Annotated in this window: 13 protein-coding genes; 5 read left to right on the top strand and 8 right to left on the bottom strand. The window is 45.3% G+C overall.

The features are described from left to right. Positions 1 to 136 precede the first annotated feature (136 nt). The 6 genes from rpiB to F453_RS0101945 form a co-directional block, all read right to left on the bottom strand. Entirely contained in the window at positions 137 to 580 is a 444-nt protein-coding gene (gene rpiB / locus F453_RS0101970) for a ribose 5-phosphate isomerase B (protein ID WP_009235593.1), read from the bottom strand. 1 nt (position 581) lies between these two features. Continuing rightward, complete coding sequence (locus tag F453_RS0101965; protein ID WP_018966489.1) at positions 582 to 2,600, bottom strand: transketolase family protein; 2,019 nt, start codon at positions 2,598 to 2,600, stop codon at positions 582 to 584. Between the two features lie 444 nt (positions 2,601 to 3,044). Continuing rightward, entirely contained in the window at positions 3,045 to 5,342 is a 2,298-nt protein-coding gene (locus F453_RS0101960; protein ID WP_018966488.1) for a putative porin, read from the bottom strand. After that, entirely contained in the window at positions 5,343 to 5,558 is a 216-nt protein-coding gene (locus tag F453_RS0101955) for a hypothetical protein (RefSeq protein ID WP_009235590.1), read from the bottom strand. A 65-nt stretch (positions 5,559 to 5,623) separates the two neighbouring features. Then, entirely contained in the window at positions 5,624 to 6,277 is a 654-nt protein-coding gene (locus F453_RS0101950) for a DUF4468 domain-containing protein (RefSeq protein WP_018966487.1), read from the bottom strand. Between the two features lie 459 nt (positions 6,278 to 6,736). After that, entirely contained in the window at positions 6,737 to 7,225 is a 489-nt protein-coding gene (locus F453_RS0101945) for an outer membrane beta-barrel protein (RefSeq protein WP_009235587.1), read from the bottom strand. Positions 7,226 to 7,489: 264 nt separating this feature from the next. Here F453_RS0101945 and F453_RS0101940 point away from each other — a divergent pair, with 264 nt between their 5' ends. Then, positions 7,490 to 9,211 carry a glycoside hydrolase family 10-like protein gene (locus F453_RS0101940; RefSeq protein WP_025789802.1) on the top strand — a complete coding sequence of 574 codons (1,722 nt, stop codon included), beginning with the start codon at positions 7,490 to 7,492 and terminating at the stop codon, positions 9,209 to 9,211. Between the two features lie 738 nt (positions 9,212 to 9,949). Here F453_RS0101940 and F453_RS0101935 read toward each other — a convergent pair. Next, complete coding sequence (locus F453_RS0101935; RefSeq protein WP_018966485.1) at positions 9,950 to 11,164, bottom strand: C1 family peptidase; 1,215 nt, start codon at positions 11,162 to 11,164, stop codon at positions 9,950 to 9,952. Between the two features lie 257 nt (positions 11,165 to 11,421). Continuing rightward, positions 11,422 to 12,825 (bottom strand): aminopeptidase P family protein, encoded by a 1,404-nt coding sequence (locus F453_RS0101930; protein WP_018966484.1) that lies wholly within the window; start codon positions 12,823 to 12,825, stop codon positions 11,422 to 11,424. An 87-nt stretch (positions 12,826 to 12,912) separates the two neighbouring features. Here F453_RS0101930 and F453_RS0101925 point away from each other — a divergent pair, with 87 nt between their 5' ends. The 4 genes from F453_RS0101925 (at position 12,913) to glgP (ending at position 19,013) form a co-directional block, all read left to right on the top strand. After that, positions 12,913 to 13,776 carry a patatin-like phospholipase family protein gene (locus F453_RS0101925; RefSeq protein ID WP_018966483.1) on the top strand — a complete coding sequence of 288 codons (864 nt, stop codon included), beginning with the start codon at positions 12,913 to 12,915 and terminating at the stop codon, positions 13,774 to 13,776. 99 nt (positions 13,777 to 13,875) lie between these two features. Next, positions 13,876 to 14,517, top strand: a complete 642-nt coding sequence (locus tag F453_RS0101920) for an HAD family hydrolase (RefSeq protein ID WP_018966482.1) — start codon at positions 13,876 to 13,878, stop codon at positions 14,515 to 14,517. 227 nt (positions 14,518 to 14,744) lie between these two features. Further along, entirely contained in the window at positions 14,745 to 16,412 is a 1,668-nt protein-coding gene (locus F453_RS0101915; RefSeq protein ID WP_026292412.1) for a glycogen/starch synthase, read from the top strand. Positions 16,413 to 16,451: 39 nt separating this feature from the next. Then, complete coding sequence (gene glgP / locus F453_RS0101910) at positions 16,452 to 19,013, top strand: alpha-glucan family phosphorylase (RefSeq protein WP_009235580.1); 2,562 nt, start codon at positions 16,452 to 16,454, stop codon at positions 19,011 to 19,013. Positions 19,014 to 19,072: the final 59 nt, after the last annotated feature.

Genomic DNA, 19,072 nt, shown 5'->3' with positions numbered 1-19,072 from the left:
TCTTGAAGGCGTTTTGCATTACCGACTTATATCTAAAGTAGCTTGATTGAACGAGCTATCAATGAGAAAAGGCAAACAACTATTTCGCTAATAGTCGTTTGCCTTTTACTCTTATGTCTTGTTTTGTAATGCAACCTTATTCTGTAACGGGGATCTTCTTCACTCGATTGAGGTGACGCCCACCTTCGAACGAGGCTGAGAAGAAGCCATCTAGAATTTTCTTTGCAGTGTTATTGTCTACAAATCTGCCCGGCATAACCAGCACGTTGGCATCATTATGCTGTCGAATAAGTTGTGCAATCTCTGGCATCCAAGCCAATCCAGCCCTTACGCCTTGGTGTTTGTTGAGTGTCATGGCTATGCCCTCACCACTTCCGCAGATACCAATACCAGGATAAACCTCACCACTTTCAATGCCTTTAGCTAAGGCATGCGCAAAGTCGGGATAGTCACTGCTTTGGTCACTGTATGTACCATAGTCTTTGTACGGATAACCATGCTCTTCCAAGTATTGAAGAACGTATTGCTTGAGCGGGAAGCCTGCGTGGTCGCAAGCGATACCAATAGTCTTTATTTCCATACTACTCTCTTATTAATGATTTAACTTGATGATATACATTCTCTGCTGTGAAACCCAGTTTTTCGTCCAACACCTTGAAGGGAGCTGAAAAACCGAAGCTGTTAAGGCCGTAAACCTTTCCGTTAGCACCTACAAGACCTTCCAACGTAACAGGTAAACCTGCCGTCAATCCGAATATCTTCGACCCAGTGGGTAAAACTTCTTCTTGATATTCTTTACTTTGCATGCGGAACAATCCTTCTGATGGTACACTCACAATACGCACCTTTACACCGTCTTTTCGCAGCAATTCGGCACCTGCTTCCAATGTGGCCACTTCTGACCCAGAAGCCAAAAGAATAACGTCGAACTTGTTGTCGCTGCCTGCAACCACGTATGCGCCTCGGCGGGCAAGTTCGTAATTGGTATCGGGATGTATGTTCTTCACGTTCTGACGCGAAAGAATAAGGGCTGTAGGAGTGTTCATGTTCTCCATGGCCATTTGCCAACAAACGGTGGTTTCGTTAACATCGGCGGGGCGGAACACGCGAACGGAGTCTTCACCGCAATGGTTTTTGAGCTTTTCCATCAACCTTATTTGTGCCTCTTGCTCCACGGGTTCGTGCGTAGGGCCATCTTCGCCAACGCGGAAGGCATCGTGTGTCCAGATAAATTTAATGGGAACACGCATCAGGGCAGCCATGCGTACGGCAGGTTTCATGTAGTCGGAGAACACGAAGAACGTTCCGCAAGCGGGTATTACACCACCATGCAGGTACATACCGATACACATGCAGGCCATGGTAAGTTCGCTAACGCCAGCTTGGAAGAAAGCTCCCGATAGGTCGCCACGCTTCATTTCGTGCGTCTTATTGAGGAAACCGTCTGTACGGTCGCTGTTAGAGAGGTCGGCCGATGAACAAACCATATTAGGTACTTGCTCTGCCAACAGCCCCAAACAAGCTGCCGAAGCCACACGCGTAGCGGCATCTGGCTTTTGAGTTAACGTACTCCAATCCACTTTGGGTGCGTTTCCGCTAAACCACTCTTTCATTTGTGCGGCCAATTGGGGATTGTTTTTTGCCCATTCGGCTTCTTCTTGATGTCTTTTAGCTACAATATCCCTTAGCTCTTCATTGCGTTTTGCATAGAGTTCTTTCACTTCGGGGTACACCACGAATGGATCGTTGGGATTTCCACCTAAGTTAATGATGGTTTTTTGGTAAGCTTCTGCGCCGAGTGGAGCACCATGTGTGCCGATGTGATGTTCGAAACTAGATCCGTCTGCTCGTAATGCGCCTTTGCCCATCACGGTGTTTCCGATGATAAGTGTAGGTTTCTCTTTCTCGGCTTTGGCCTCCTTGAGTGCTTGGCGTATCTCGTCAGCGTCGTTTCCGTCGATGGTTATCACCTTCCAACCCCACGATTCGTATTTGGCAGCAGTGTTCTCGCAAGTCACCACACCGCATTCGGTTGATAGTTGGATGTCATTCGAGTCGTAAAACATCACGATATTGTCTAGTCCTAGTGCGCCTGCCAATCGTCCAACACCTTGCGATATCTCCTCTTGGATGCCTCCATCGGATATATATATATATATGGTGTGCTGCATCATGGTGTGTGAGAGCTTCGTTTCGAGGAACTTCTGTGCTATGGCAGCACCTGCACCATAGGCGTGTCCTTGTCCTAAGGGACCCGATGTGTTCTCTATACCGCGCAGTATGTCTCTTTCTGGGTGACCAGGAGTGGGTGAACCCCACTGGCGAAATTGCTGAAGCTCGTCAATAGTAAACTTCCCTTGCAGCGCTAAGGCCGAATATAGCATTGGCGACATGTGCCCAGGGTCGAGGAAAAAGCGATCGCGACCTTCCCAAGATGGGTTTTCGGGGTCGAAAATAAGGAACTCTGAGAAGAGAACATTAATGAAGTCGGCACCGCCCATAGCCCCGCCAGGGTGTCCAGACTTAGCTTTCTCTACCATTGACGCTGCTAGAATGCGTATGTTATCCGCAGCCAAATTCATCAATTTCTTATCGTTCATGTATTGTGGTTTTTAGTTGAACATATTCAATTTAAATGTGTTTTGTTTTCGGGAAGAAGGGTATTCTCCTGAATATGATAACAAAGTTACAACTTTAAGTTCAATAAAACAATTGATTTTCGGTGTATCTTTCACTTTAAAGCATTTTTAAATACAAGCCGTGCTCACTGTGGTTAAGCCCCCGTGTTTTAGCTGTTCGTATGAAGGAGCAAAGAAAAGCCGCAACACGTTATCTATGATGAAGATAAGAACGGTTGCGGCTGTATTTTAAGAATTGTTTGTTTTATAGTTAACAAGTTAATGGGTTAACGAGTTGACAAGACCGTATGCCCATCCACGTTTTAACCGTTGACTTAACAAAAACATCACACTAAGTCTTCCCTTACGGTTTAAATGTCGATCGTTGATTATACCATCTTCCTACGAAAAGCATTAAACACGACCTTAATTAAAGAAGTTCCAACTTAGGCCAAAGTATAACATGCGGTCGTTAAGGGGATAGTGAGGTGCGAAGAAATAGTTTTTGGTACCACTGCCTGCATTGATGTGACTCATCAAAATGAAGAAGCGGGCTTGTTTCAGATGGAAGTTGGCGTACACGTTAACGAGCGGATAGTTGCCAATCTTTACCTTGTCGGTTTGGCCTTGAACGGTAAACAGACCGAGTGCAGGACTATAATCGGGTGCGTTATATGACGTAAAGTATCGCATATCGGCACCAAAGTCGCATTTTAAAACGCGCGCTATCTTAAAGCGCAGGTAGAGATTGGTGTAGATATTCAGTGAGGGTAGGGGCAGAACGTCGGGATGACTGGTTCGTTGCCATGTCACAACGCTCTCCCAATTCAATGGGCCGAAAGTGAAATCTTGCGTCAGCTCGGCTGTCAACAGATTTATTGCGGCACTGCTTTGCTCTACGCTCACGGTGTTTCCCGTACGTTTATAGTCGGCGTTTATAGTGTAGTTCTGCGTAAAATACGTGTGGTTTTGAAGTTCGTCTACGACAAAGCGCAGTTTGGTACGCGTCTTTTGGTAGCTTAGTGTTGCTTGCAGGCGCGAGTGGATGATCTTAGACAAGTTGTCATTGTCCCACCAGAAGTGGCGAGATTGGAAGTGACGGAAGTAGAAACTTGGGTTGATGCGATGGAAGAACGCATTCGCCGCCAGCGTAACCGTATCTCCAAATAAGGGGAAGTTAAGGTCTGCCGAGGCGTCTACTTTTAATTGACCAGCGTCTTTGCCTAAAAACCACGTCTCTGCCGTTACCCCATAGTGCAGGGTTTTACCTTGCATTTTGACCAATTGACCGCCAAAGCTCATGGTCTGTTCGTTAAAAGACTCGAGCCTTCCTTGCGTGTTGGGTAATTCGTAATGGCGAATGTCGCTGCTTATAAAAGCCTTTATGCCCGCCTTAGCCCATTTATTGAACCCTTCGAGCAGAGCTAATGCCAAGGTGTTGCGTAGTCGGCGGTGGCGTGTTTCGTCGAAAATGGAATCGCCTGTTAGCTTGCCAGCGTTAAAATAGGTGTTGGCATAATAGTTGGCAGGTGTTTCGTGGGCCTCATAAATACGCTTATAGTTTTCGAAATTCAGCGTATGTACAAAGCTTGTAACGGGTACATATTCGTTTTTCAGCCACGAAGTGTCTTTCTTCGTTTGGGTGGTTTGTGCCATCAAGCTGTCTGCTTGCGCCTTGCTACTTACTGTAATACGACGTGTTGAATGTGCAGAGTCTTCGGGTTCTATACCCGCAATGGTCGCATTGTCGGGCCTTCCTGTGTATTCCTTATTGTCGCTAGCCTTACCCTTGTTATTTCCCGAGCGGTTGTTTCTGTCTTGTTCGCGTTGCTTTTTGTCCTTTTGGGCTTCCATGGCGAACTTCCTTGCGGCAATCTCCTCTTTGGTCATAGGTACTTTTCGATTAAAACCGATGTTGTACCGATGGGTAAAAAAGATGTTCAGATTATCGTTCCTGTTCCAGTTCTTAGCTAAAACGGTGGGAATCTCGTTGGTGGAGTAGTTCTCGTTGAACGTTTCGGGATGAGTGATGTAATTGTCGTTGGTTATTCCACCATTCTCGGTAGCTTTCTGATGATTGGTTGAAAACAGCAAATGAGCCTGATACCTGTCGCCGAGATACGATCCATACATGGTGTAATTAAACATGGCGGTGCTCTGGTTCTTGTAGAAACCACGGCCATAGTCGTAGTCAAACTTGAGACCAATACCCACTCGTTTACCCGCATTCACGCCAAATAGCGCAGTGAAATAGTCTTCGCCGTCGGTCTTGTCACCACAACTGAAGTAGCTTAAGTTAGTTATGGGCGACAGGGTGTTGGTAAAATGGAACTTATCTACAGGTACAATGAAATAGCTATAAGGCTGTGTGAAGAGGAACTGACCTTCTGCGGGCCTGTCTACGAACACACGATTGAGTCTGGGCGACGATAAGTTGCCCAGCATATTGTACTCGCCTCGCAGCCCATAGGTAAAGGCCTTGTTCATAAACATGTGCGAAAGGGTGTCGGGTTGTGCCGCAATTCTGTCGCCAAAGCGTGTGTCTACGGTCCAAACCTTCAACCCCTTGGGGATCTCCTTGTTAGAACCCAGCGAGTCTTTTTTGTTCTCAGTCTTGCCTGTTGAGAAGTTTCCATTCTCATCCAGGCGTGTGAAATCGTCTTGTGCAAGTGCTGGTGACATTGCCAACGACAGCATTGCGACCAGCATGAATAACCTGTTCATCTAACGGATAAAGCGAAGTATTGTTTCTGCAATTTTGAAAACCATCGACCCCAGTACGATAAATGTGCCAATGGTGGTGTTTGCAAAGAAATAAACGGATACGCCGATGACGGCTCCGATAATGAAAATAATGTTGAGAACGTTCCTTATGGGCAAGAATTGGTCTTGGTCCTTGTCAGGTCGTCTATGTCTTCTTTGTGAATATTGCGTGTCCATGAATTTGCTGTTATTGTTGCTATTGTTTTTTAGTGTGGATGTTGCGTGCAGTAAAAAGATGAGTCTTATTGCATCAGTCGCTGCCTAATGGCCTCGAAAACTTCATCCTTACGGTCGATGGTCTTACGCCTGAACTTACCCGACATCTTGCTTAGTTTGGTCTTCGACTTGTTCAAACCATATTGGTCGGTTATCCATTTTTCGGCCGTTGTTTCAATTCCACTGCCGTTATCACGGTTCATTTCGTATGCATAACTAATGCGCGAGAGGGTTAGGTTGAGCTTACCATCTGTACATTTGGCTATAAGGGTATAATTAAACACTGTTCTGTCGAGCGAGAGAAAAGAGCTTTGAAAAACCAACCATTCTTTAAAGCGGGCGGCAATGATGTGCTCTTTCTTGTTAACCAGAGCAATGGAACTTTCGGGGAATTGCTTTTCCTCCTTAGTTAAGTCTTCAATTGCTGCATAAGTGGCGTCGTAAATGTCTTGCGCACTTTTGCCAGGAAGGTCTATTTCGTAACTGAACACCACCTTGCCGTCTACCGTTGGTACAGCATCCGCAAGGTATCGAGAGTCTTCTTTGCTATTTGTGCCTTCCTTTTTACTTTTTGTTTGTGTAGATTTGTTTTGTTCCTTACTTTGCGGACGCTCCCAATCGTTTTGTGCAAACGCAAAAACGGGAACGAAGAGGAGTGCTAAAAATAGTTTTCTTTTCATTGTAATGAATTTTGTTGCTTACCTAATGGCAGATGAATGTAATTGCTGTTTTTTACCTTGATGGCATATTATTGCCCGATGATTTGAGCCGTATGCCGTTTGTTTTTAGAGTGAACACGATATAGGCAGAGATTTACGAGGCTGTGCAAATTTCTTTGGCCTCCCTCTTGTTTACCCATGTATTCAACTTACAAATTTACAAATAATCAAAATGATGCTTGGCCAATATTCAATATTTAACTAAAAAGAGCCGCTTAATGACATTGATGTGGCTCGCATGTCATTGGCAAAAATGCCGCATGCGAGCCACATTGAGGTGATGAAACAAGTGTGGGGACTATTGAGAACAATGTGTTCTGGGTCAAGAAAAAAGACGAACCCTCACGCGTGTATCCTTAAATCATCCAATATTTACCCACGCTGTGTCATGTTATTCTCCGTTCTTTAGAAGGCCGTGGACTAGATGTATATACCTACACCGATTCTAAAGCCAACGGTAGAGTAGTTGGTGTGGCTTTTAAACGACTGGTTGTAATAAACCGAAGGTTCGATAGTGACGGTGCGACTTACAAAGAAAGCGTAACCTAATTCAAGTCCGGGCATAAGGTCGTTGTAGTTGTGGTACGTGTGAACAAGCATTGCGTTAGCTCCAACGAATAGGCCATTTTGCTCGATGTAGTATCTTAGTCCTGCCCCAATCGAGATATAATCGGGTACGGTTTCGTTGCCATAGTGGTTGTAGGCAAATTGTCCTAACACCAGCCAGTTGTCTTCAAAGAAATAACCAGCCTTAGCTTGAATGCCAAAACTAAACTTATTGTTGCCGTTGTAGTTAACGTCCAGACCTGAAAGTGAACCAGCTACATATACTTTCTCTTCTTCAAATTGTGCGCTTGCCGTGAGCGTGAGCATCAACGACACGAAAAGCAAACCTAATTTCTTTTTCATTTTTACAGGATTAATATTTTAATTCGATATTAATAATTCTCTTTAATTTAAACCACACTCCGATAATCGCTGGCGTTAATGCCATAAACGAACTAACGAGAAACGGACGTTGAGTTATATTAATTGCAAAAGTAAATAAATTATTCGACAAATGCGAGAAATATACTTATCTTTGCATTCGTTATATTTTAGGCATCCTTGTAGTTTCCGAGACATGCCTAGGGATTTTATTATAGCACAAATAATAGATAGAGAGACATTCCGATGGTAAAACAACTTTCGTTTTCAAATAGATTCCTACTGCTGTTTTTTGCACTTTCTACCGCAACGATGCTTTGCGCCAAGTCGTTTTCGTTTTTCAAACCCAATGGACTTAATGGCTGGAAAATGCCTAAACGCGAAGTGAGGGCGGTGTGGCTTACCACTATTGGTGGACTAGACTGGCCCCATTCATATGCCCAGAACGAATTGATGGCAGGCAGACAAAAGCAGGAATTGCGTGATATTCTGGACAAACTTCAACGTGCGGGCATCAATACCGTTTTGTTTCAGGCACGTGTTCGCGGAACGGTGGTTTATCCTTCACAACTTGAACCGTGGGACGGATGCCTTTCGGGTGTTCCTGGAAGGTCGCCAGGATACGACCCGTTGGCTTTTGCCATTGACGAATGTCACAAGCGAGGGATGGAGTTGCATGCGTGGGTGGTGACCATTCCTGTGGGTAAATGGAACGCGCTAGGATGCAAAACGCTGCGAAGCAAGTATCCGCATCTGATTAAACGTATAGGCGAAGAGGGTTATATGGACCCTGAAAACACTGCGACAGCTACTTATCTAGCCAATTTTTGCAAGGAAATTACCGACCGATACGACGTTGACGGCATACATCTAGATTATATTCGTTATCCTGAGACATGGAAAATAAACATTGCGCACGATGCAGCCAGACAAAATATAACGACTATTGTACGCGCCATCGGCGAGAAAGTGAAGGCCAGTAAGCCGTGGATAAAGTATAGTTGTTCGCCCATTGGCAAGTTTAGTGACCTTAGTCGCTTTGCAAGTAACGGCTGGAATGCTTACGCCAAGGTGTGTCAAGATGCGCAAGGATGGCTTCGTGACGGACTGATGGACGCCCTTTTCCCGATGATGTATTTTCAGGGTAATCACTTTTTCCCCTTTGCTATTGACTGGGCAGAACAAAGTTACGGACGGATGCTTGTGCCAGGCCTAGGCATTTACTTTATGTCGCCTAGCGAAAAGAACTGGTCGCTTGATGTCATTACACGCGAAATGCAAGTGGCTAGGCAGTATGGCATGGGTCACGCTTATTTTAGGAGTAAGTTTTTTACTGACAACTTGAAGGGTATATATACCTACGCCCAGCGTGTTTTTACGCCAACTTTGGCCTTGCCACCTGCCATGACGTGGGAGAACAACAAACTTCCAGCACCTCCTTCAGAATTGAATACGAGCGAAGAGCAAGGTAAAGCCATTATTAGTTGGCGTGGTGGGCGCAGTGCCAACAACTCGCCATACATATTATATAATGTGTATGCCAGCACATCTTACCCCGTTGATGTAACCGATGCCCGCAACCTTATTGCTATGCGCTATGCTAAGAACCATATTGTTGTTAGTCCGCGCAACGCACAAATGTATTTTGCCGTAACGTCGATAGACAGATATGGCAACGAAAGTCAGCCTTTGCAGACAGGTAAAGCCGCTGGAGGCGTTAAAAGCGAACTGAAAATGCTCGCTTATAGTGATGGGAAAGTATCGCTTCCTAAGTCGGCTGACGCCACATGGGGACGTGTTTGGGTAGTAGAAACCTTACAAGGCCAGCATGTTGCAACACTCTCTTCGATGGCCGATAAGTTGGATGTGCGAAGCATCAACGATGGCGTGTACGTGTTGCGGGCGCTTAACAGTAAGGGAGTAGGGCATAGATTGGGTATGTTTACCAAGAAAGCGCGCAAGCTCTAGTGAAACGCTAGTTGGCGAGATAACCATTTGTTTACCTGACCAGTCTTGTTCAAGAGTAATGCTCTCTTATCCCAAACGCGCCAATTAATCATTCCATCGTTTGCATTCTCATAGTTCTGAAAATGTGCCTTCTAACCCCTGATAATGCATTTTTTGATTAACCGCTGTGCTAGATATGTTTTGGACGGCTATTCCATGTTATCCGGAATGCTGTTCCAGTTAAGCTGGAATCCTGTTCCATCTTATCTGGAACAGGGTTCCATCTTAGCTATAACAAGGCGAGAGCTTAAAAAGCTCACTACAAGAGCTTATGGCCTGTGGAATGAAAGATGGCGTTTTACTGCAAAAAGGGTGGGTAGTTGGTGGTGATAGGCTGTGGAATGAACCGCCTAGATAATGCTTATCTGGTATCAAACGTTACGTGAATTTGGGATAATATACGATGTCCTTTTGGGCAAGATTAGATAAAAGACAAGTGGTTATCTCATCAACTAGCGCTATGCGGTAGTTTACATGTCGAGTCTATTTTATACCGAATTCGCGTAATAGAGGGTGTAATAGATGTCTTTCCAAGGATGTGATAAGAAGAATATGGCACATTTGGATTAGGTCAGAAAAACTTAATTGCCGATGGGTAGCAACAAAATAAATCGTCTAGGCAAGCTAGAAGCTGTGACTTCGAGCAGAGCCTAGACGATTATGGTTGTTATTAAAAGGGGCTATTCCCCTATTCTCGAATTACTTGGAGAGGCCAATCTTCTGCAAGATATCTGCAGGAACGGCATTCTTGTTTACCATGAAGTCCATGGTTTTGAGTGCAATGTAAGCTTTGGTCATATACCAAATGCCTTTATAGTCACCGTATTTGCCCCATGAATTCTTTACCATGTAGTATTCTTTTCCGTTTTGGTCTTTGGCAATACCAAAGATATGCATGCCGTGGTCGTCGGTTGTTTCCCAGTTGTCGTATGCCTCTTGGCGGAGTGCTTGTGTGGGAACAATCTCGGGAACATTGATACCGAGCGAGTCGTAGCGGTGTTTCTTCTCGTCTTGTGATAGCTTAAACCAGCGGTCGGCATCGGTTCCAGCCATCGAACGCACCTTCTTTGCATCGATAGCGATACCCAAACCCTTGCGAGTGAAACCATCTTCGGTAACGTCGCCACCCCAACCAACGGTATAACCATTCATAATAGCGTTGTCGATGATGCGTGTAAGGTCTTCGATAGGTACGTTATAGCTTTGTGCCCAACGCCAGTTGTCTTGCACTTCTACAGCAAATTTAGAGTACCAAGGATGGTGAGTGTAGCTGGTAAAGGTGATATAGTCGTCCCAATCAAGGCCAAGGCTCTGTGCAAAGGACTGTGGCGTGTAGCTCTGACCTTCATAAGTGAAGTTCTCGGGACATTTACCTAGATATGAATCGAGGATTCCTTGCAGGCCGTTCTTCCATGCAGGCGACAGCTTTTTTGCCTTGCTCTTGGCCACTGCTACTACATAAGGCGACATTACATCAAAAAATTCGCCAAAGTTAGCAAGCGAATCACCCGTCATTGTTCCAGGAAGAGCCATTGCTTCTTCAGGAACGATACCGTGTTGCTTGATTACGTAGATGGGGTCGTCAAAACTACCGCCTTGTGCGAACGACACGTCGCCGTGCATTCTAACGGTCTTAACGGCACGGTCCATGTAGTTTTTGCTTGCGATAAACATTTCGCTGAGGTTATAGGTCTTGCCCGACTTGCGTAGAATTTCGCTCTCGATGAAACTCATCGTGGCGTAGTCCCAGCACGTACCACTACGATTTTGGTCCTTGATGCTGGTAATTTTGTTTTCTTTTACCACGGTAAACACGGGTTTGCTCCTAGCTGGCGTAGCCTTAGTTTTAGGAGTCTTTGCATTCAAACTTGTCGCAGCGAGCGCAACGAGTACAGCGAAGAATACTTTTTTCATTGTTCTGTTTGTTTTTTATATATTTAAGTTATTAATTAAACCATGTTCTTAACTGCTTTATCGGCAGTATATTAAATGCTTTTACGTTTGTTTTTAAGTCTTGGGCGATCTTCCCTGCATGCATGTAGGTTCGTTTATCACAAGGGGGCAAACAGGTTTGCTTTTATATAAGGAATGCCACGCGCGAGACCATAGCCCCTTGCGGGCATCCTTAAAGGTACGTGTTTGCACAAGCGTTTCATACATTTGGGTGAGCTTTACATGCGATGCTTGGCCATATACTCTTCCACATCTTTGGGGTGGTAGGGTATAATCTGTTTGCCAAGCACTCTACAACCGTTGTCGGTTATCAGTACGTCGTCTTCCAGTCTTATGCCGCCGAAGTCCTTATAGGTTTCAATCAGGTCGAAATTAAGGAAGTCTTTGCAATGTCCTTTAGCTCTCCAATCGTCGATAAGGTCGGGAATGAAATATATTCCAGGTTCATCTGTAACCACAAAACCCTTTTCCAAGCGACGCCCCATTCGTAAGGCAGAGGTGCCGAACTGTTTCGAGGGTTGAATTTCGTCGTCATATCCCACATATTTTTGGTCTAACGCCTCCATGTCGTGTACGTCCATGCCCATCATGTGCCCAAGTCCGTGGGGCAAGAACATGGCATGTGCACCTGCGGCCAGTGCCTCGTCGGTATCGCCTTTCATTAGTCCCAGTTCCTTAAGACGTTCAGTCATCAGGCGACAAACACCCATGTGCACATCGTAATATTTCACACCAGGCTTCGAAAGTTCAAGAGCATAGTCGTGACAAGCCTCTACGATGGTGTATATCTCCAACTGGCGTTGGGTAAACTTTCCGCTAACGGGCATGGTACGTGTGTTGTCCGAACAATAGTTGTTTATCGTCTCAGCCCCACAGTCGCATAAAGCCAGTCGGCCCTCTTCAAGAACGGCCATCGAAGGATTGCCATGCATGATTTCGCCATGTTGCGAAAAAATGGTTGGGAAACTAACCATTGCACCATAAGAACCTGCAATTCCGCTCACCTGTCCTGCGATATATTTCTCGGTAACACCTGGTTTAATCAGCTTCATGGCCGTGGTATGCATCAGATAACCAATTTCAGAAGCCTTTTCTAGTTCTTCAATCTCTTGGTCTTCTTTCACCGAACGCATTTTCACCACTGCATTGATGAGTGGCATAGAAGCAGCATCCTTCTGTTGGTTAGGGTGAATGCCCAGCAAGTCGAATATCTGTAGCTTGATGTCATGACGATAGGGAGGCAAGAAATGTATTTTCCGTTTCAGCTTAATGGCATCGTGGCAGATGGTCTTGAGTTGTTTCATGGGAGCCGAATGCTCAATACCCACTTGCGCCGCCAGGTCTTTTACGCTATCAACCGACCCATACCATACGATGTCTTCAATGTCAATGTCGTCGCCAACGAGAGTGTCTACGTTGTTGTCGATGTCGATAACCCCTACGAGTCCATCACGTTGCACGCCAAAATAGTAAAGAAACGACGAGTCTTGACGGAACGGATAATACCCATTGTTGGGAAAATTGCATGGTGATTCGTTGTTGCCAAAGATGACAATCACACCACTTTGTACCAACTTTTTAAGTTCGGTACGCCTACGGATGTAAGTTTCCTTGCTGAACATGATAATTAGTTTTAAAACATTTGTACGCAAAGATAGGAAAAAATGGGCATGTTTTATTAACTTTGCCCCTAAAATTTAATGTGTTTTATGCAAATAGGGGCAAATACGGGCTTAGTTCTTGAAGGCGGAGGCATGCGTGGGGTGTTTACCAGTGGTGTGCTAGACGCTTTTATGAAGCATGGATTGCGATTTCATTATGTGGTTGCCGTATCGGCGGGAGCCTGTAATGGTATGTCGTATATGAGTTGGCAACCACGCAGGGCGAGGCTTTCTAATATCGATTTTCTTGCCCGTTATGATTATTTGGGATTGCGCCACTTGGTTACGCAAGGGTGTATCTTCGACCAAGAGTTGCTTTACGATAAGTTTCCCAATGAACTATTGCCTTTCGATTTTGATGAATATTTCCGAAATCGAACCGTATTTGAGATGGTTACAACCAACTGTCTGACTGGTGGCGCTATGTATCTGACGGAGAAAAACGACAAGCAACGCACCCTCGATTTAGTGCGGGCATCGAGTAGTTTGCCCTTTGTGAGTAAAATCGTAAACGTAGACGGCATACCGATGCTTGATGGTGGCATCGTAGACAGCATCCCCGTGCAGCGCGCTATTGATACAGGGCACGACTTTAACGTAGTGGTGATGACGCGAAACTATGGGTTTAGGGCTTCGGGGAAAGACCATAAGATACCTAACTTCATATATAAGAAGTATCCACGATTGAGGGTTGCACTAAGCCGAAGACTTGAAGTGTATAACAACCAATTGCAATTGGTGGAAGATTTGGAACGAGAAGGGCGCGTGGCTTGTATTCGTCCGCAGAGACCTATGGATGTAGGTAGGATAGAAAAAGACACAAATAAGCTAGAAGCCCTTTACGAAGAAGGGTTTGAAGAGGGCGAAAAGTTTATCGCAAACCTTAAAGCAGGCATGTACACCCATCAGTAGAACATGGGTGGGGATAGGGCTCTTGTTAGCGTCGTGTTCTCATCATGCATGCTTATAGGTAGTACAATACAAGTAAAATCTTATTCAACGAAAGTGTAAATGAGTTACAAAAAAGTAGCCCTTTTTGATTTAGATGGAGTGGTTTTCGACACAGAACCATTATATACCGAGTTTTGGCGCGCAGTGTTCGAACGCTATTATCCAAACGAAACACAGCTGGCTACCGCCATTAAAGGGCAAACTTTGACTTGGATTTACGAACGTTATTTTGCTGATTTACATGATTTGCAGAACGAGATAACAGCAGAACTTAACGCATTCGAGCACAATATGCAGTTTGAATATGTGCTTGGCTTTGAGGATTTTATTATCCAATTGCATCAGCTTAACGTGAATACGGCTGTTGTTACTAGCAGCAACAAGCAAAAAATGCAGCAAGTTTACACGCAGCATCCTAATTTCAAGGCTCACTTCGACCACATTTTCACGGCCGAAGATTTTGTGAAAAGCAAGCCCGATCCTTATTGCTACTTGCTTGGTGCAAGCTATTTCGGAGTGAAACCTACCGAATGCGTGGCCTTCGAAGATAGTATCAATGGCTTTAAATCTGTCACTGCAGCCGCTATGCCACTTGTAGGGCTGGCTACTTCAAATTCCATTGAGGTGATAAATCAATATACCAGGGTGATTATCCCTAACTATTTGCAAGTTAATTTCACCGACTTGTGTACTGTATTTTAAAGATGTCGATACGTAGAATGTAGCAGAACCAATCTTCAACACTTTGTTTAAATTAGTGGGGTAGGGAGAACTCGGCTCTTCTTTCCATGATTTTTATAAACGCCCTCAAAGCCTTCGTCAACCAAACCTATATCAAGTATATGCCCCCTTTTGGCAAATTAATGTACCATAACTTGGGCGTTATCTGAAAATTATGTTATCTTTGCAACATTATTTTTTATATATAAATGAATAGAAAAAAGCTATTCCCCGACTATATTCTAGAATCAAGTTGGGAAGTATGTAATAAGGTTGGCGGGATTTACACGGTTCTTTCGACACGGGCGCAGACTTTACAAGCGGCGATGCCTGACAGGATAATTTTCGTGGGACCGCTTTTGAATGAAGAAAATACCGATTTTCAGGAAATAAAAGACCTTTATTCCGACTGGGCAAAGCAGGCCAAGACGGAGGGATTGAACATTAAGGTGGGCCGTTGGAATGTTCCTGGTTCGCCTGTTGCCGTATTGGTAGATTTCCAACCCTTCTTTGCTGAGAAGGATAAGATATACGCCGAATTGTGGGAAGATTTCCAAGTGGACAGTTTGCACGGTTATGGCGACTATGATGAAGCATCAATGTTTTCGTATGCAGCGGCAAAAGTGGTAGAAAGTTTTTATCGTCACCAAACGGAGAAAGGTGCAAAGGTGATTTATCATGGTAACGAATGGATGGCCGGATTGGGCTTGCTGTACGTAAGAAAGCACCTCCCAGAGATAGCTACCATCTTTACAACACATGCAACAAGCATTGGACGGAGTATTGCTGGCAACAACAAGCCCCTCTACGAATATCTTTTTGCCTACAACGGAGACCAAATGGCCAACGAATTGAACATGCAAAGCAAGCATTCGATAGAGAAGCAAACGGCATGGAACGTTGATTGTTTCACCACCGTTAGCGACATTACGGCCCACGAATGCCGTGAATTGCTAGACAAAGAAGTTGACGTGGTGCTTCCGAATGGGTTTGAAGACGACTTTGTTCCGAAGTCTAATGCCTTCACAACCAAGCGAAAACGTGCTCGTGCAGAGATGTTACGTGTGGCCAACTGCCTAACGGGCGACACCTTCGACGATGATACGCTCATCATTTCTACCAGTGGCCGATACGAGTTTAGAAACAAAGGCATTGACGTTTTTATTGATGCTATGAACCGTTTACGTTTCGATGAACGGCTAAATAAGAAGGTTGTGGCCTTTATAGATGTGCCCGCATGGGTGGGCAGTGTGCGCGAAGACCTCGCTGAACGTCTGAAAGCCAAGGCCAACACCACTTTCGATACACCATTGCAATGGCCCATGCTCACCCATTGGTTGCATAACATGGACCAAGACAACGCCTTATCGATGTTGCATTCGTTAGATTTTGTGAACAACAAGCAAGATAAGGTGAAGATCATATTCGTTCCTTGCTACCTCAATGGCAACGATGGCATTTTCAACATACCTTATTACGACCTCATTCTGGGTAACGATCTCTGCGTTTATCCTTCGTATTACGAGCCGTGGGGTTATACTCCGCTTGAAGCAGTGGCATTTTCTATACCCTGTATAACCACCGATTTGGCCGGATTTGGTATTTGGGCGCAACACGTTTTGGCCGACGAAAAGGCAGAAAACAGCCTTGAAAATGGCGTAAAGATTGTGCATCGCACCGACTACAACTACCATGAGGTGGCTGATGAAATTAAGGATGCGGTGACGAACTATTCCTTATTAGACAAGGCACAGGTAACAAAGGCAAGGGTAAAGGCCAAAAAACTTTCGAAGAAAGCTCTTTGGAAAAAATTCATCACCTATTACGAAGAAGCCTACGACATTGCTCTGAGAAAGGCGGATGAGAGAACTAAGTAAGAAAAAACAATAACATTATTCAATAATTGAACTGAGATTATGAAGATTAAAGCCGATTATTCAAATGCTCCGGTGTGGAAAGAGCTTTCCATAAAGTCGCGACTGCCGGAAGAACTGAAATGTCTGGACGAGCTTGCTCACAACATGTGGTGGGCTTGGAACTATGAGGCACGCAATATGTGGAAGAGCCTCGACGAAGCCCTTTACGAGAAAGTGGGACACAACCCCGTGATGTTGCTCGAACGATTGAGCTACGACCGCAAGGAAGAAATCGTGAAGGACAAGGCCCTGATGAAGAAAGTGAAGGACGTGTACGCCATGTTCCGCAAGTATATGGATGTGAAACCCGACAGCAAACGCCCCTCGGTGGCTTATTTCAGCATGGAATACGGCATCAACCAAGTGGTGAAAATCTACTCGGGTGGTCTGGGTATGCTCGCCGGCGACTATCTTAAAGAGGCATCAGACAGCAATGTAGACATGTGTGCTGTTGGTTTCTTGTACAGATATGGCTACTTCAAGCAGTCGTTAAGCATGGACGGACAGCAGATTGCCAACTACGATGCGCAGAACTTTAACTCGCTTCCGCTGGTTAGGCAGCTAGATGAGAACGGCAATCCTGTGGTTGTTGACGTACCTTATATGAACTACATGGTTCACGCTTACGTGTGGCGCATGAACGTGGGACGCATTAGCCTCTACCTGCTAGATACGGATAATGAGCTGAACTCTGAATACGACCGCCCCATTACCCATGCCCTTTATGGCGGTGACAACGAAAACCGCTTGAAACAAGAGATCCTTTTGGGTATGGGTGGTATTCTGACGCTGAAGAAATTGGGGATAACGAAACAGATTTATCACTGCAACGAGGGTCATGCAGCATTGTGTAACCTGCAACGTTTGTGCGACTATGTTGATGGCGGAATGCCTTTCAACGAGGCTATGGAGCTTGTTCGCGCATCGTCACTCTACACCGTTCACACGCCCGTACCTGCTGGACACGACTATTTTGATGAAAACTTGTTCGGCAAATATATGGGTGGCTATCCCTCACGACTGGGTATTTCGTGGGACGAATTTATCGGTATGGGTCGCGAAAACCCCGACAATCACGATGAACGTTTCTGTATGTCGGTATTCGCTTGCAACACTTGCCAAGAAGTTAACGGTGTTAGCCGTCTACACGGATGGGTTAGCCAAAAGATGTTTGCACCTATTTGGGGAGGTTATTACCCAGAAGAAAACCACGTGGGCTATGTAACCAATGGCGTTCACCTACCCACTTGGACCGCTACCGAATGGCGTAAGCTCTACGATAAGTACTTCGATCCTTCGTTCATGTCGGACCAAAGCAACGAAAAGATTTGGCATGGCATCTATAATGTAGACGACGAGGAGATTTGGAACACGCGTATGGCGTTGAAAAATAAGCTTGTTCGTTTTATCCGCGAGATGTTCACCGAGACATGGCTCAAAAACCAAGGCGACCCTTCGCGTGTTGTTTCGCTGCTCGAGCGCATCAACCCCAACGCCCTTATGATTGGTTTCTGCCGTCGTTTCGCCACTTACAAGCGTGCGCACCTGCTCTTTACAGATATCGACCGCTTGTCTAAGATTGTTAACGACCCCGAACATCCCGTGCTGTTCTTCTTCTCCGGAAAGGCTCACCCCGCAGATGGCGCAGGTCAAGGACTTATTAAGCGTATCTTCGAGATAAGCCAGCGTCCCGAGTTCTTGGGTAAGATTATCTTCTTGGAAGACTACGATATGCAGCTGGCACGTCGTTTGGTGTCGGGTGTAGACATTTGGATGAACACGCCGACACGTCCCTTGGAGGCTTCAGGAACTTCGGGCGAAAAGGCTGAACTCAATGGTGTTGTAAACCTCTCGGTGCTCGACGGATGGTGGGTTGAAGGCTATCGCGAAGGCGCAGGATGGGCTTTGGACGAGAAGCGTACATATCAGAACCAAGAGTATCAAGACAAACTTGACGCGGCTACCATCTACGGATTGCTCGAAAACGAGATTATCCCGATGTATTATAAGAAGAACAAGAAGGGCTATAGCGAGAAGTGGATTCAGGTTATCAAGAATTCGATAGCCACTATTGCACCTCACTACACGATGAAACGTCAACTCGACGACTACTTCGATAAGTTCTACAACCGTCAGGCTAAGCGCTCTGCCGAACTGTTGGCCAACAACAACGAGCTGGCTAAGAAGATTTCGTTGTGGAAAGAGGCTGTGGCCGAACGATGGGATGGCATTCATGTCGTTTCGAAAGAAACTTCGTTCTTGGAGAACGGAGGCGAAACGGGTATGAAATACAAGATTACCTACGTTATCGATGAACAAGGCTTGGACGACGCTGTTGGTTTGGAGTTGGTTTCGTTGAACAACGAACAAAGCGACTCAGAGCGCGAAGTGTATAGCACTCATCAATTTAAGATGGTTAAGCGAGAGGGTAACCTCTTCACCTTCGAGGCTGAAATAGAACCCTCTAACGCAGGTACATACAGAAGTTGTGTAAGGATGTATCCCAAGAACGACCTTCTGCCACACCGCCAAGACTTCGCTTACGTGAAGTGGCTAGACTAAGATTTGCAAGGTGAATTAGTTTAATAAACTTTGAGGTTTTATCTTAACAGGTTTTGTTT

Origin of the sequence: Hoylesella loescheii DSM 19665 = JCM 12249 = ATCC 15930, assembly GCF_000378085.1 — a bacterium.
GTDB classification, from domain to species: Bacteria; Bacteroidota; Bacteroidia; order Bacteroidales; family Bacteroidaceae; genus Prevotella; species Prevotella loescheii.
Note: the sequence above shows the minus strand (reverse complement) of the source record. Positions and strands in the feature narration are given on the sequence as shown.